Source organism: Zobellella maritima (assembly GCF_003075035.1).
GTDB classification, from domain to species: Bacteria; Pseudomonadota; Gammaproteobacteria; order Enterobacterales; family Aeromonadaceae; genus Oceanimonas; species Oceanimonas maritima.
In genome coordinates, this window is sequence record NZ_QCZE01000003.1 from 35,435 (window position 1) to 48,998 (window position 13,564).

Annotated in this window: 15 protein-coding genes; 3 read left to right on the forward strand and 12 right to left on the reverse strand. The window is 55.4% G+C overall.

The features are described 5' to 3' along the window. Positions 1–28 precede the first annotated feature (28 nt). Positions 29–289: a 30S ribosomal protein S20 gene (gene rpsT / locus DCS96_RS14175; RefSeq protein ID WP_116475065.1), complete on the forward strand. Its 261-nt coding sequence runs from the start codon at positions 29–31 to the stop codon at positions 287–289. A 74-nt stretch (positions 290–363) separates the two neighbouring features. On the opposite strand, the gene DCS96_RS14180 is transcribed toward rpsT, so the two are convergent. The 7 genes from DCS96_RS14180 to rppH all read right to left on the reverse strand — a co-directional run bounded on the left by DCS96_RS14180 (position 364) and on the right by rppH (position 7,636). Then, entirely contained in the window at positions 364–666 is a 303-nt protein-coding gene (locus DCS96_RS14180; protein WP_198650089.1) for an ArsR/SmtB family transcription factor, read from the reverse strand. Positions 667–688: 22 nt separating this feature from the next. Next, entirely contained in the window at positions 689–1,633 is a 945-nt protein-coding gene (nhaR, locus tag DCS96_RS14185) for a transcriptional activator NhaR (RefSeq protein ID WP_116475067.1), read from the reverse strand. Between the two features lie 108 nt (positions 1,634–1,741). Continuing rightward, the gene (nhaA, locus tag DCS96_RS14190; protein ID WP_116475068.1) at positions 1,742–2,932 is read right to left on the reverse strand and encodes a Na+/H+ antiporter NhaA; all 1,191 of its coding nucleotides are present in this window, start codon (positions 2,930–2,932) and stop codon (positions 1,742–1,744) included. 185 nt (positions 2,933–3,117) lie between these two features. Further along, positions 3,118–3,912, reverse strand: a complete 795-nt coding sequence (gene thyA / locus DCS96_RS14195) for a thymidylate synthase (RefSeq protein ID WP_116475069.1) — start codon at positions 3,910–3,912, stop codon at positions 3,118–3,120. Next, positions 3,909–4,727, reverse strand: coding sequence for a prolipoprotein diacylglyceryl transferase (gene lgt, locus DCS96_RS14200; protein WP_116475070.1), 819 nt, complete (start codon positions 4,725–4,727; stop codon positions 3,909–3,911). Before lgt ends, thyA begins: the two co-directional genes overlap by 4 nt. Positions 4,728–4,848: 121 nt before the next feature. Then, on the reverse strand, positions 4,849–7,107 hold the full coding sequence (gene ptsP, locus DCS96_RS14205) for a phosphoenolpyruvate--protein phosphotransferase (RefSeq protein ID WP_116475071.1): 2,259 nt from the start codon (positions 7,105–7,107) through the stop codon (positions 4,849–4,851). A gap of 16 nt (positions 7,108–7,123) precedes the next feature. Then, on the reverse strand, positions 7,124–7,636 hold the full coding sequence (gene rppH / locus DCS96_RS14210) for an RNA pyrophosphohydrolase (RefSeq protein WP_116475072.1): 513 nt from the start codon (positions 7,634–7,636) through the stop codon (positions 7,124–7,126). A gap of 676 nt (positions 7,637–8,312) precedes the next feature. On the opposite strand from rppH, the gene mutH reads away from it, so the two are divergent. Continuing rightward, positions 8,313–8,990, forward strand: a complete 678-nt coding sequence (mutH, locus tag DCS96_RS14215; protein WP_116475073.1) for a DNA mismatch repair endonuclease MutH — start codon at positions 8,313–8,315, stop codon at positions 8,988–8,990. Positions 8,991–9,038: 48 nt separating this feature from the next. Here the strand turns inward: mutH and rplS are convergent, their stop codons facing one another. The 5 genes from rplS to ffh all read right to left on the reverse strand — a co-directional run bounded on the left by rplS (position 9,039) and on the right by ffh (position 12,553). Continuing rightward, positions 9,039–9,398 carry a 50S ribosomal protein L19 gene (gene rplS, locus DCS96_RS14220; RefSeq protein WP_116475074.1) on the reverse strand — a complete coding sequence of 120 codons (360 nt, stop codon included), beginning with the start codon at positions 9,396–9,398 and terminating at the stop codon, positions 9,039–9,041. 32 nt (positions 9,399–9,430) lie between these two features. Beyond that, on the reverse strand, positions 9,431–10,180 hold the full coding sequence (gene trmD / locus DCS96_RS14225; RefSeq protein WP_116475075.1) for a tRNA (guanosine(37)-N1)-methyltransferase TrmD: 750 nt from the start codon (positions 10,178–10,180) through the stop codon (positions 9,431–9,433). 29 nt (positions 10,181–10,209) lie between these two features. Continuing rightward, positions 10,210–10,731 (reverse strand): ribosome maturation factor RimM, encoded by a 522-nt coding sequence (gene rimM / locus DCS96_RS14230; protein ID WP_116475076.1) that lies wholly within the window; start codon positions 10,729–10,731, stop codon positions 10,210–10,212. 23 nt (positions 10,732–10,754) lie between these two features. Next, on the reverse strand, positions 10,755–11,003 hold the full coding sequence (gene rpsP, locus DCS96_RS14235) for a 30S ribosomal protein S16 (protein WP_116475077.1): 249 nt from the start codon (positions 11,001–11,003) through the stop codon (positions 10,755–10,757). 179 nt (positions 11,004–11,182) lie between these two features. Then, a complete protein-coding gene (ffh, locus tag DCS96_RS14240; RefSeq protein ID WP_116475078.1) occupies positions 11,183–12,553 on the reverse strand; it encodes a signal recognition particle protein in 1,371 nt (456 codons plus the stop codon). Between the two features lie 143 nt (positions 12,554–12,696). Between ffh and DCS96_RS14245 the strand changes: the two genes are divergently transcribed. After that, entirely contained in the window at positions 12,697–13,485 is a 789-nt protein-coding gene (locus DCS96_RS14245) for a cytochrome C assembly family protein (RefSeq protein WP_198650090.1), read from the forward strand. Positions 13,486–13,564: the final 79 nt, after the last annotated feature.

The window sequence follows — 13,564 nt, forward strand, 5'->3', positions numbered from 1 at the left end:
TCGCTAAGACAGTTTTAGGAGTTTTACCTTGGCTAACATTAAATCTGCTAAGAAACGCGCGCTTCAAGCAGAGAAACGTCGTAAGCACAACGCCAGCCGCCGCTCTATGGTGCGTACCTACGTCAAGAAAGTCGTAGCTGCCATCGCCAGCGGTGACAAAGCAAACGCTCAAAAAGCTTTCGATGCAGCTCAGCCTCTGCTGGATCGCATGGCTACCAAAGGCCTGATCCACAAGAACAAAGCTGCTCGTCACAAGAGCCGTCTGAACGCACAGATCAAAGCCCTGTAACAGCGCTTGATCGGCTGCGAACGAAAAAACCGGCTCAGGCCGGTTTTTTATTGTCTACCATTCGCCGCTAGCCGCTACGGCTTGCAGTACAGCCTGTGCAGTAGGGCAATCAGCTCCCGCACCTCATCGCTTTGCAGCGAATAATAGACTGTCTGCGCCTCCTTACGGGTACGTACCAGCCGATCGTTGCGCAAGATGGCCAGGTGCTGTGACAAGGCCGACTGGCTCAGTCCCAGATGCAGGTTCATTTCGCCGACCGACAGCTCCTTATCAAGCAGATGGCACAGGATAAACAGCCGTCGCTCGTTGGCCAGTGCCTTCAACAGCCGGACCGCATCGGCTGCATTGGCTTCCATTTTCTCGATATCAACCGCCATTACCCTATCCATAGTACTACCGTCAGCTCCACTCACTATCGAAGGTGGGCGGCACCGTAACCGTCGAAAAGTCATCCAGGCCCGAGAACAGGTTGGAAAAGTCACTTTCACAGAGCCTCTTGACCGCCGGGTGCTGGATCATACGCTCGGCAAAAATCACATAATACTCTTCCTTCAGCTCCTCGGCTCGTCCTATCTCCACCACCGGCTGATACTGCAGTATCGCATCCCGATAGATGGCCGGTGCCACAAAAATCCCCTGGTTGAAAAAACCGAACGCCTTCATCAGCGCTGCATCGTCAAATTCCCCCAGGATCTGGGGTTTAAGCCCCTGCACCTCCAGCCAATGGTGTAGTTGGCGTCCCATGGCCGTCCGTCGCCCCGGGATCAACAGCCGGCGCTCTTCCAGGCAGGCGGGAAAAGGCTTGGTTGGTAAAGGTTCTCGACAATAAAAGCCGATTTCACACTCACCCAGTTTCTTTGACAGCAAGCCCGCATGCTGGGCCGAATCCACTGGGCAGTCGGACAAAATCATATCCAGCTTGTGCTGACTCAGTTGCTCCAACAACATTTCATGGGTGGATTCATAACAGCGCAGGTGGATAGAGCCGTCGTTGGGGATCACCGACAACAGCACCCGGCTGGCCAGCCGTTTGGACAGGGCATCGGCAATACCGACTTCGAACAACAGATGATCTTCTTTACGATAATTGACGATATCCAGCATCTCGTAGGACAGGCTGAACATGCGATCCGCATAGCGGTATACCAACTGACCCAGTTCGCTGGCCTCCAGCTGCCGCCCCTTGCGATTGAACAGCTTGCCGCCCAATCGCTCTTCCAGCTGGCGGATCTGACCGGTTACCGTTTGCGGCGTAAGAAACAGGGCTTCGGCGGCCTTGGTGACCGAGCCTTTCTTCTGGGTCATCCAAAAATAATAGAGATGGTTGTAATTCAGGTGTGACAAGAGACCTTCTCCCAATCCGCGATAGCACCATCTTAATGAAACAAGCCGGGTTTGAATACCCGGCTTGGTATGACAATAGAAGGGGCGCCAGGTTGACGCCCTGAACAATCAGTAAACGGCCTGCATCTGCAGCTTGCGTTTCTTGGCCCCGGGCAAAACCAGGTACAGTATGCCGTAACCTATCAGCGCCGCCGAGGTAGAGCCAATCAATATCCCCAGCCGTGACAGGTTGGCCAGCTCCGGATTGTTACCGAAGGCCAGCGAGGCAATAAAGATCGACATGGTAAAACCGATACCGCACAGCACAGACACCGCAAAGATCTGTGGCATGGTCACACCGGTCGGCAACTGGGCAATCCGGTATTTGACCGACAGCCAGCTGGCCAGGAAGATACCCATCGGCTTGCCGAGCAACAGCCCCAGCATGATCCCCAGCGGCACAGTTGAGGTTACATCACTCAGCGACAGCCCCTCCAGAGAAACCCCCGCATTCACAAAGGCGAACAACGGCAATATGATGAAACCACAGGCGGGATGCAGCGCATGCTCCAGTTTCTTCAGGGGGGAGCTCTTGTCGTTATAGAGGGGGATCAGGAAGCCCAGCATCACCCCGGCCAGGGTTGCATGCACGCCGGATTTCAGGATCGCCACCCACATGATCAGCCCCAACAGCAGGTAAGGCTGCAGGCTGCCGACCCGAAAACGGTTGAGCAGCAGCAGGCCGATGATCGCCAGCAGGGCAATTCCCAGGGGGGGCAGCGACAGCCCATGGTTATAGAACAGGGCGATGATCAGGATGGCCCCCAGGTCATCGATGATGGCCAGTGCCAGCAGAAACACCTTCAGGCTGATCGGTACCCGCTTACCCAACAGGGCCATGACCCCCAGGGCAAAGGCGATATCGGTAGCAGCAGGAATGGCCCAGCCAGCGCGAGCCTCGGGATCGAGGGCATTGAATGCCAGGAACCACAGGGCCGGAAAGACCATGCCCCCCAGGGCAGCCATGGCTGGAAAAATGGCGTGCTCACGGCGGGACAGGGCCCCTTCGATCAGTTCTCGTTTGACTTCAAGGCCGATCAGCAGGAAGAACACCGCCATCAGACCATCGTTGACCCACAGCAGCAGAGACTTGTCGAGGTTCAAGCTGTTGACGCGGATCTGAACCTCGGTATTCAAGAAGGCAGTATAGAGATCGCCGAAGCCACTGTTGGCGATCAGGATGGCTGCCGTTGCAGCCAGAATAAGCAGAATGCCGCTGGCCGATTCCATGGCCAGAAATTTCTTCATCACGTCAGACATCAATGAGTCTCCATAACACTTGAATCCATTCGTTCGAGTGTAATCAGCTCATGATTCCGCGAGTAATCGGTTGTTTCTGATTAATTACTCGGAAAAAGCGAATATATTAACGGCTCAACATTGGAATAGTCGATGATATTAAAATGTTATCCTGCCTATCAGCATAGTTAACATATGAAAATAGGCTAAATCGCTACCGGTGCCTTGATATGTGGGTGCGGATGGTAGTCTTCCAGCACAAAATCCTCAAAGTTATACTCAAACAGCGACTCCGGTTGCCTGGCCAGCCGTAAACGGGGTAATGCTCTGGGTTCACGCCCCAGTTGCAGACGGGCCTGCTCCAGGTGATTACGGTACAGGTGCACATCGCCGCCGGTCCAGACAAAGTCCCCGACCTCCAGCCCGGCCTGCTGAGCCATCATATGGGTCAACAAGGCATAGCTGGCGATATTGAAGGGCAGCCCCAGGAACACATCACAACTGCGCTGATACAGTTGACAGGAAAGCTTGCCGTTGGCGACATAGAACTGAAACAGGGCATGACAGGGGGCCAGCGCCATCTTGTCCAACTCACCCACATTCCAGGCAGAGACGATGATGCGGCGGGAGTCTGGGTTGGTCTTGATGGTCTCCAGAGCCTGGCTAATCTGATCGACAACCTGGCCATCGGCCCCCTGCCAGCTGCGCCATTGATGGCCGTAAACCGGTCCCAGATCGCCGTTTTCATCGGCCCACTCGTCCCAGATGCTGACCCCGTGCTGCTTGAGGTAGGCGATATTGGTATCACCATTCAGAAACCATAACAGCTCGTGGATAATCGATTTGAGGTGACATTTCTTGGTGGTGACCAGCGGGAAGCCCTGGCTCAAATCGAAGCGCATCTGGTGGCCAAACACCGACAGCGTTCCTGTACCGGTGCGATCTTCCTTCTGCTCGCCCTTGTCCAAAATATGCTGCATCAGTGCCAAATAAGACTTCATGCCGTTTTCTCTCCATTACCAAACCAACGGGGCTTGTGGTAGGCCCCCCATATCATGATGAAACCGGCCAGCATCATGGGCATGGATAACAACTGCCCCATGCTGAACATATTCAGGTAAAGCCCCAGCTGGGCGTCGGGCTCGCGCACAAACTCCACAAGGAAACGGAACAGGCCATAACAGAGCAGGAACAGGCCGGAAATGGTGCCCCTGGGAGGACGGACCCGCCAGGCCAGGTTCAATATGAGCAGCAGCAATACCCCTTCCAGGGCAAACTGGTACAACTGGGAAGGATGTCGGGGCAAGGCGCCCGCCGCCGGAAAAATAATCGCCCAGGGCACATCCGTCACCCGCCCCCAGAGCTCACCGTTGATAAAATTGCCCAGCCTACCGGCACCCAGTCCGAAGGGGATCAGCGGAGCAATAAAGTCTGCCACGGCGAAGAATGGCTTGCGGATCTTGCGGCCAAACAGCAACATGGCGGTGATCACTCCGAGCAGGCCACCATGGAAGGACATGCCCCCGGTCCAGATCTTGAACAGGTACAGGGGGTCGGCGAGGAAGGTATCGAGCTGATAGAAAAGTACATAGCCGAAGCGGCCGCCGAGGATCACCCCCAAGAAACCGTAAAACAGCAGATCGGATACCTGCTCCCTGGTCCATGCGGAGCCAGGCTGGCTCGCCCGCCGGTTACCCAGCCACCAGGCAAAGAGAAAGCCAAGCAAATACATCAGGCCATACCAGTGGATGGCCAGGGGGCCGATCTGCAGGGCGATGGGATCAAATTGGGGAAATACCCAATGGCTCGTAGACATGCACATACCCGATTGGACAAAAAGGGTATTGTGCTACGCCGGCGCGGAAAATGAAAATATAAGTGCGCCTATCTCGCCGGGCGACTTCCAGACAAGGAATGTGCAACCCTAGCCAACAGGCTCAATTGCCCGCCCTCAACAGCCCGCCCAGCCCACGCTCTTCCAGGTAACGACCAAACACCCCCTTGAAGGCGCCGGTATGCTTATGGCTCAACGCTTCCTGCAGCACCTTCTGCAATTCATCGATACGGGACTGGCGCACGATATATTTGATACGCATGATATTGCTGTTGTTCATGCTGAAACGCCGATAGCCCATGGCCAGTAATACCAGCACGCCTATGGGCTCCCCGGCCAGCTCGCCGCAGATGGAGACCGGCTTGGCATAAAGCCGGGAATGATCGATTATCTGCTGCAGGGCCCGCAGCACGGCGGGATGCAGGGCATCATAGATATCGGCCACCCGACCGTTGTTGCGATCCACCGCCAGCAGGTACTGGGTCAGGTCGTTGGTCCCCACGGACCAGAAGTCCACCAGGGGGGCCAATTCGGGCAGTTGATAAAGCAATGAAGGCACTTCTATCATCACCCCCAGGCTGGGATAACGGATGCCATCGGGGGCAATGCCCGGCTCTGCCGACACCTCGCGCCAGGCCCTGTCCAGCAGGCGGCGTGCAGCCCTGACCTCATCCAGGTTGCCCACCATCGGCAGCATGACAGACAGGTTGTCGATACCTTCACTGGCCCGCAACATGGCCTTTAGCTGTACCAGGAAGATCTCTGGATGATCCAGGGTCAGCCGAATGCCCCGCCAGCCCAGGAAGGGGTTTTCTTCCACAATGGGAAAGTAGGGAAGCTGTTTGTCTCCGCCCACATCCAGGGTACGCATGCACACGGGTTTGCCTGTATAGCTGGTCAGTATCCGGCGGTAATTGGCGGCCTGCTCCAGCTCGGATGGAAACCGATCGCGCATCATAAAGGGGATCTCGGTGCGGAACAGCCCCACCCCGTCGGCGGCGTCGTTCATGGCGATTTCGGTATCGGCGCTGAGGCCGGCATTCAACAACAGGGAAATTTTAACGCCGTCCTGGGTTTCTGAACGCTCCTGGCGCACGGTCGCGAACAACTCGCTCATCTGCTCTTCTTCGGCGACCAGGCGTTTGTATTCCCGCAACACCGATGTGATCGGCTCCACCAGCAATTCACCGCTGTAGCCGTCGACGATAAGCGTCTTGTCTTCCAGCAATTCGAAGGAATGATCGATACCGATCACCGCCGGTATGCCCATGGCCCGCGCCAGTATGGTCGCATGGGAGTTGATGGAGCCCTTGGCCGCTACCAGGGCCTTCAGCTTGTCCCTGGGGATTTCGGCAATCAGGGGGGCGCTGATCTCGTCGGCCACCAGGATCACCGGCTCACTGAGCGCCAAGGGACCGTCATCTTCATGGATCAGGCGAGTCAGCAATCGCTGCCCCAGATCCCGCACATCGGCGGCCCGCTCCCGCAGATAGGGATCTGACATGGCGGTAAACTGGGCAATTTGTTTCTCGCAGACCCGTTTGATTGCACTTCCGGCTGTCCAGCCCCGTTCTATGTCTTCTCGGATCAAGCCCATAAAAACGGGATCTTTAAGGATATACTGGTAAACCTCGAAAATGGCCACCGACTCCCCGGCAGCGGACTCCTTGAAGCGCAACGCCATGCTGTCCAGCTCTTCGTCGACCTGTCGCAGGGCCTTGTCGAGCCGGGCCTGCTGCTGCTGAGGATCATCCGCCTTACGTGGTTTGACCTGACCCAGCTCGACCCTGGGTTGCCAAACCCAGGCCTTGCCGATGGCAACACCCGGTGAGCCGGCCAGGCCACGCAATACCCCGTGCCAATTGGGAGATTTAAGGTTGCCTTTGGCCTCGGCATGGGCAATCACGGTCGCCAGCTGGGACGCCAGAGTGACCAGGAAAGACTCTTCTTTCTCTTCAAACAGACGCACCTGTTTTTGCTGGACAACCAGCACCCCCAGGGTCTTGCGCTGATGAATGATCGGCGAACCCAGGAAGGATTTGAAGGCATCCTCCTGAGCTTCGGGCAGGTATTTGAAACTAGGGTGGTGCTGGGCATCCGCCAGGTTGATCAGCTCTTCCTTTTCACCGATCAACCCGACAATCCCTTCACCGAAGGGTATCTGGGCATGGCCCACCGCCTCCGGGGCCAAACCGTCGGTGGCCGCCAGCAGATAGGCCTGGTCAAGATCACGGCGCAGATAAATAGAGCAACAGTCGACCTGCATGGCATCGCGGGTCTGTCTGACCAGCTCGGACATGGCCTCGTTCAAATCGGAAGAGGCAGTAACCCGCTCGACTATCTCTCGTAATTCCTTTAACACGCCGCGCTCTCCTTAGTTATCTATATCGTTTACGTCCGTCTTTGCGATTTTGCTCCGCCATCACTATGGGAGCAAACTCCCTCAGCACCCGCCGATAAACTTCCCGTTTAAAAGACACCACCTGCCGCACCGGGTACCAATAACTGACCCAGCGCCAGTCATCAAACTCGGGATGGCCATGACAGCCAAACTGAATGTTCGACTCATGATCCGAGTCCAATCGCAGCAGAAACCATTTCTGCTTTTGGCCGATGCATACTGGGTTACTCTCCCACCGAACCAAACGCTTGGGTAACTTGTATTTAAGCCAGTGACGGGTCACTGCCAGCAGGGTAACATCTTCCGGCTTAAGGCCTATTTCCTCATACAATTCCCGATACATGGACTGCTCCGGCGTTTCACCGTCATCCACTCCGCCCTGGGGAAACTGCCAGGAGTGTTGTCCATAGCGCCTGGCCCATAACACCTGACCGTTGCGATTGCAGATCACTATGCCTACATTGGGACGAAAACCGTCACCATCTATCACGCAATCACCAGACTAAAAAGCTAACATTGCCATGATTGTTCCACATTCCCCTATTCCCGGCAAATCATGCTGTTAACCCATGTCTAGCGGCCCGAACTGAATAACTTACCTTCCTGTCAATAGTTATAAACAGAAAAAGGATCTATCGCCGATCCTTTTCCCCCAAAATGTGTGGATAATTTTGTGATAAAACCGGTATAGATCATTTGATCTATTGGCAGATGTACGAAGATCACTTTATTAACAAACCCAAAACAAAAACAAAATCACAATTATATCAATAATATAAATTCAAAATCATTCTCCTGACTGGATCTTTTACCAGTACCTCAGACAGCCAGTAAAATGTTAATAAGTCCGGCAGCACAAAGATCCACCACTAACAACTTATCCACAAATCGCCCGTGGCAACCGGCTCTCACCCAGCTAGAAAATTACGTTTTTTCATCTTCAAGCACTGTTGTCCGCATCCTTTATGACCGCATGATGACTTATCCCATATTTCTGTGGATAAGGCTGTGTAATGGCATGTTTATACTCGGGGAAAACCGGTATATCATCTTTTCATCAGAAAACAATCAGCTACAAAGCATTTAAGTCTTTAAAAATCATATAGTTATATTTATTATTGGGTTCAGTATATCATGCTGTGCCAATCGACACGAGTGATTAATAAATGAACAAATCGGACTACCGGCCTCATTCTGTCACCATGTTACTATCCCAGGCCGAGCAGCTGGCCGGTTGGTCGCTGGCCGAGCTGGCACAACAGCATGGGCTGGCCGTGCCCCGGGATCTGCGCCGGGACAAGGGTTGGGTCGGCCAGTTGCTGGAGCTGGCCCTCGGTGCCAGTGCCGGCTCCAAACCCGAACAGGACTTTCCCGAGCTGGGGGTGGAGCTGAAAACCATACCGGTGGACAGACATGGTCGGCCGTTGGAAACCACCTTTGTATGCGTGGCTCCGCTTACCGATACCGCCGGTATTCGTTGGGAAGATTCGAGTGTGCGTAACAAATTATCCCGGGTTCTCTGGATCCCGGTGCTGGGGGAGCGGAACATTCCCCCGGGCGAGCGACGTATTGGTCAGCCGTTGTTATGGGTACCCACGGCAGAGGAAGAACAGCTGTTGCGTCAGGACTGGGAGGAGCTGATGGAGTTGATCAGCCTGGGCCAGGTGCAGGAGATCAGTGCCCGCCATGGTCAGGTACTACAACTGAGACCCAAGGCTGCCAATAGCCGGGTGCTGACCGCCGCCATCGGTAAGGATGGCGAGCCTATCCAGACCTTGCCCCGGGGCTTCTACCTGAAAATCGGTTTCACCGCAGCCCTGCTGGCCCGCCACTTTATGTTGTAAGCAACAAAAAGGCCCGCAAATGCGGGCCTTTATTACAGCCGGATCGGCTTACTTGGTGCGAGGAGTAAGACGCTCTTTGATACGAGCAGACTTACCGGCACGGTCACGCAGATAGTAAAGCTTGGCACGACGTACGGCACCACGACGCTTCACTTCCACGCTGCCGATCAGCGGGCTGTGAGTCTGGAAGGAACGCTCTACACCTTCACCGTTGGAGATTTTGCGTACGGTGAAAGCAGAGTGCAGACCGCGGTTACGCTTGGCGATAACAACGCCTTCGTAGGCCTGCAGACGCTCTTTGCCACCTTCGGCAACGCGTACCATCACACGCACGGTATCACCGGGACCAAATTCCGGGATATCGGTACGCAATTGTTCGTCTTCAAGCTGCTTAATGATATTGCTCATGATATTTCCTTACCTAGGGTAAACTGAAAACTCTACTGCTTTGGGTCGCGATATTCGCGAACAAACTCGGCAAGAAGCTGCTCTTGCTCGTCAGTCAGAGCTAGGTTGTTCAAGAGTTCCGGCCTTCTTAACCAGGTCCGGCCCAATGACTGCTTCAACCGCCAGCGAGCTACCTCACCATGGTTACCGCTCAGCAGCACCTTGGGTACGGTCATGCCCGACAAGTCTTCTGGACGTGTGTAGTGAGGATGATCCAGCAGGCCTTCGGTAAAGGAGTCCTGCTCGGCACTGGCCATGTCACCGAGGACGCCAGGCACCAGACGGGCCACCGCATCGATCAGCACCATGGCGGGCAATTCGCCACCACTGAGCACATAGTCTCCGACCGACCACTCTTCGTCGACATCGGCCTGAATGACTCGCTCATCTACACCCTCGTAGCGCCCGGCAACCAGGATAAGCTTATCCTGTTTGGCCAGTTCAGCTACGCCTTGCTGATCCAGCTTGCGGCCCTGGGGAGACAGGTAGATAACCCGTGCCCCTTCGCCCGCTGCTGCCCGTGCTGCCGCTATGGCATCACGCAATGGCTGTACCATCATCAGCATACCCGGCCCGCCCCCGTAGGGTCTGTCATCGACGGTGCGATGCCGGTCCCGGGTGAAGTCTCGCGGATTCCAGCTTTCCAGCTGGAGCAGGCCATCTGTTACGGCCCGACCGGTCACTCCATAGTCGCTTACAGCCCGGAACATCTCCGGGAAGAGGCTAACCACCCCTATCCACATGATTTTCTCCGTGCACGGCACGACTGGAATTAAAAATCCGGATCCCAATCAACTTCGATGATCTTGCCTTGTACATTCACAGACTTGATCACCTGTTCTTCTAAAAACGGAATCAACCGCTCTCTTTGACCAAACGCATCATTGGCATTGGCTTTGACCACCAGCACGTCATTTGAGCCGGTTTCCATCAGCTGAGTGACTTCACCCAGGTGGTATCCCCTGGTGTTCTTCACCTGACAACCGATCAGATCGCGCCAGTAAAACTGGTCTTCCGGCAGCGCAGGAAATACCTCCGCCCCTACCGCAATATCGGTACCGGTCAGTGCCTGGGCCTCTTCCCGCTGGTCGATATCGGCCAGCTTGCAGATAAGGCCGTTGCTGTGACGTTTCCATCCAGTCACCTGGACTTCACGCCAGCCTTTGCCGTCTTTTATCAACCAGGGTTGATAATCGAAAATGCCTTCTGGCTGGTCGGTAAAGGAGTTGACCTTCAACCAACCCTTGATACCGTAAACGGCACCCAGTTGGCCTACTACTACAGGGTCGCTCACCTTAACTCCCTACCTTTCAAGACTTAGGCCGCTTTGGCCGCGTCTTTGATAAGCTTGGCTACGCGCTCGGAAACGCTTGCACCCTGGCCTACCCAGTGGTTGATGCGCTCCAGATCCAGACGCAGTTTTTCTGCCTGGCCTGCAGCGATCGGGTTGAAGAAGCCTACTTTCTCGATGAAACGACCATCGCGAGCATAGCGGCTGTCAGCAACTACTACCTGGTAGAACGGACGCTTTTTAGCGCCACCACGTTGTAAACGAATGGTTACCATACCGTCCTCTATATACTTGAAACAAACAAGGTCCGCAGACAATGCGAACCCTGGCTTAAAATAAGCCGCGCAATTGTACTCTGATCCGTATTTAATGCAACCAAAGCTGACTTTTTGCACGGCCCCACAGGAGCCGGTGAACTACCACCGGGAATGGTTTCTGTTCCCGTCCTCCTCTATCAGAAGGGTCCCCGCCGTCCACCGGGGCCCATCATACCCTTCATCTGGCTCATCATCTTGCGCATGCCCCCCTTGCCGGACATTTTTTTCATCATCTTCTGCATCTGGGTGAACTGCTTGAGCAGCTTGTTCACTTCCTGTACCTCGGTACCCGCGCCCAGGGCAATACGACGCTTACGAGAGCCCTTGATCAGATCCGGATGCTGGCGTTCCTTGGGGGTCATGGAGTTGATGATAGCCTCCATGCGCACCGTCAGCTTGTCATTCACCTGATCTTTGACATTTTCCGGCAGCTGAGACATGCCCGGCATCTTGTCCATCAGGCTCATCATACCGCCCATATTGCGCATCTGAGCCAGCTGATCGCGGAAATCCTCCAGATCGAAGCCCTTGCCCTTCTTGAGCTTCTGGGCCATTTCCGCAGCCTTGCCTTTGTCGACCGAGCGCTCCATCTGGTCTATCAGCGACAGCATATCGCCCATCCCCAGGATACGGGAGGCAACCCGATCCGGATGGAAGGGCTCCAGGGCATCGGTTTTCTCACCGACGCCGATAAACTTGATCGGCTTGCCGGTGAGCTGGCGTACCGACAGTGCAGCCCCGCCTCGGGCATCACCGTCCGCCTTGGTCAGGATCACCCCGGTCAGCGGCAGGGCCTCGTTAAAGGCCTTGGCGGTATTGGCTGCGTCCTGACCGGTCATGGCATCAACCACAAACAGGGTCTCGACGGGATTGAGGGCGCCATGCAACTGCTGAATTTCGCCCATCATATCGGCATCGATATGCAATCGACCGGCGGTATCGACCAGTACCACGTCGAAGAATTGCTTGCGGGCATGGGCCACCGCATTGGTGGCAATATCCACCGGCTTTTGCTGGACATTACTGGGGAAACACTCGACTTCCAGGTCCGCCGCCAGGGTCTCCAGCTGCTTGATTGCCGCCGGTCGATAGACGTCGGCACTGACCACCAACACCTTCTTTTTATGGCGCTCTTTCAGAAACTTGGCCAGTTTGCCCACCGAGGTGGTTTTACCCGCCCCCTGCAGGCCCGCCATCAGGATCACCGCCGGGGGCTGCGCCGCCAAATCCAGCTCCTCGTTGGCCTCCCCCATCACCGACACCAGCTCGGCGTTAACGATCTTGATAAAGGCCTGACCCGGACTCAGGGACTTGGCTACTTCCTGGCCGACCGCCCGTTCCTTGACCCGGCCGACGAAGTCGCGCACTACCGGCAGGGCGACATCCGCCTCAAGCAGGGCCATACGCACTTCGCGCAGTGTTTCCTTGATATTGTCTTCGGTCAGACGACCACGACCACTGACATTTTTCAGGGTCTTGGACAATCTTTCTGTGAGGTTCTCAAACATAACAGGTCCGCAATTGGCGAAAATTGCGACCAGTATACCCAAGTCGCGTCCCGAACTTAAGACACCTTCGCTGGCGAGATCCGTGAGCTTGAGGGTATACTGGCCATTCTTACTCGATTCTCGGTTAATGGCTGACATTCTTTATGGAATTGCTTGCTGTTCTGGCGATGGCATTTTATCTGTTGGCGGCCATCGCCTGTGTACATAACTTGCTTCACCCCCATCACAAAGGGCGCCAATACGGCTTAGCGGCCGCCCTTTGCGCCCTCCTCCTCCACAGCCTATGGCTGTTTGACGCGGTGATCCTGGTACCCGGCCAGAACCTGAGTATGCTCAACGTCGCCTCACTGGTCAGCCTGATCATCTGCCTGCTGATGACGCTACTGGTCAGCCGTTTCAATGTCTGGTTGCTGATGCCGGTCGTCTACGGCTTCGCCGGTTTGTTACTGGTGACCGACTTCCTGTTGCCCGGCAGTTACAGCATGCACCTGGAAACCAGGCCGGCGATATTGCTGCATATCGGACTTGCGCTTGTATCCTATTCTCTGCTGACCATTGCCTGCCTGTTGGCCGTATTGCTGGGCTTTCTCGATCACCGGCTGAAAAAGCACAAGTTGACCAACCTGCCCACCATGCCGCCGCTGATGACCATTGAGCGCTACCTGTTCCGGTTGATTTTTGCCGGCGTGGTGCTGTTGACCCTGTCCATTTCCAGTGGCCTGTTTTTCCTGCAGGAGATGTTCAGCCCGGGTAAGGCCCACAAGGCCGTGCTCAGCATCATTGCCTGGTGCCTGTATGTTACCCTTCTGTGGGGGCATCATCGCCTGGGCTGGCGCGGCCGCAAGGTGATCTGGGCCACGCTGACCGGCAGCGTGCTGCTTACCCTGGCCTACTTCGGCAGCCGTTTTGTCAGCGAAATTCTGTTGCGTTGAACCCGAGTCCATGTCGTAACTTGACACTCATCTCTTAAAGCCTTAGAAATTGAATCAGCCTTTACACACAGGACGGTCT

Bases quoted from the DNA above. Each gene is read 5' to 3' on its own strand.
- DCS96_RS14180 (WP_198650089.1), bottom strand. From the start codon at position 666: ATGGCGGTTGATATCGAGAAAATGGAAGCCAATGCAGCCGATGCGGTC.
- nhaA (WP_116475068.1), bottom strand. From the start codon at position 2,932: ATGTCTGACGTGATGAAGAAATTTCTGGCCATGGAATCGGCCAGCGGC.
- thyA (WP_116475069.1), bottom strand. From the start codon at position 3,912: ATGAAGTCTTATTTGGCACTGATGCAGCATATTTTGGACAAGGGCGAG.
- lgt (WP_116475070.1), bottom strand. From the start codon at position 4,727: ATGTCTACGAGCCATTGGGTATTTCCCCAATTTGATCCCATCGCCCTG.
- mutH (WP_116475073.1), top strand. From the start codon at position 8,313: ATGAACAAATCGGACTACCGGCCTCATTCTGTCACCATGTTACTATCC.
- rplS (WP_116475074.1), bottom strand. From the start codon at position 9,398: ATGAGCAATATCATTAAGCAGCTTGAAGACGAACAATTGCGTACCGAT.
- trmD (WP_116475075.1), bottom strand. From the start codon at position 10,180: ATGTGGATAGGGGTGGTTAGCCTCTTCCCGGAGATGTTCCGGGCTGTA.
- rpsP (WP_116475077.1), bottom strand. From the start codon at position 11,003: ATGGTAACCATTCGTTTACAACGTGGTGGCGCTAAAAAGCGTCCGTTC.
- ffh (WP_116475078.1), bottom strand. From the start codon at position 12,553: ATGTTTGAGAACCTCACAGAAAGATTGTCCAAGACCCTGAAAAATGTC.
- DCS96_RS14245 (WP_198650090.1), top strand. From the start codon at position 12,697: ATGGAATTGCTTGCTGTTCTGGCGATGGCATTTTATCTGTTGGCGGCC.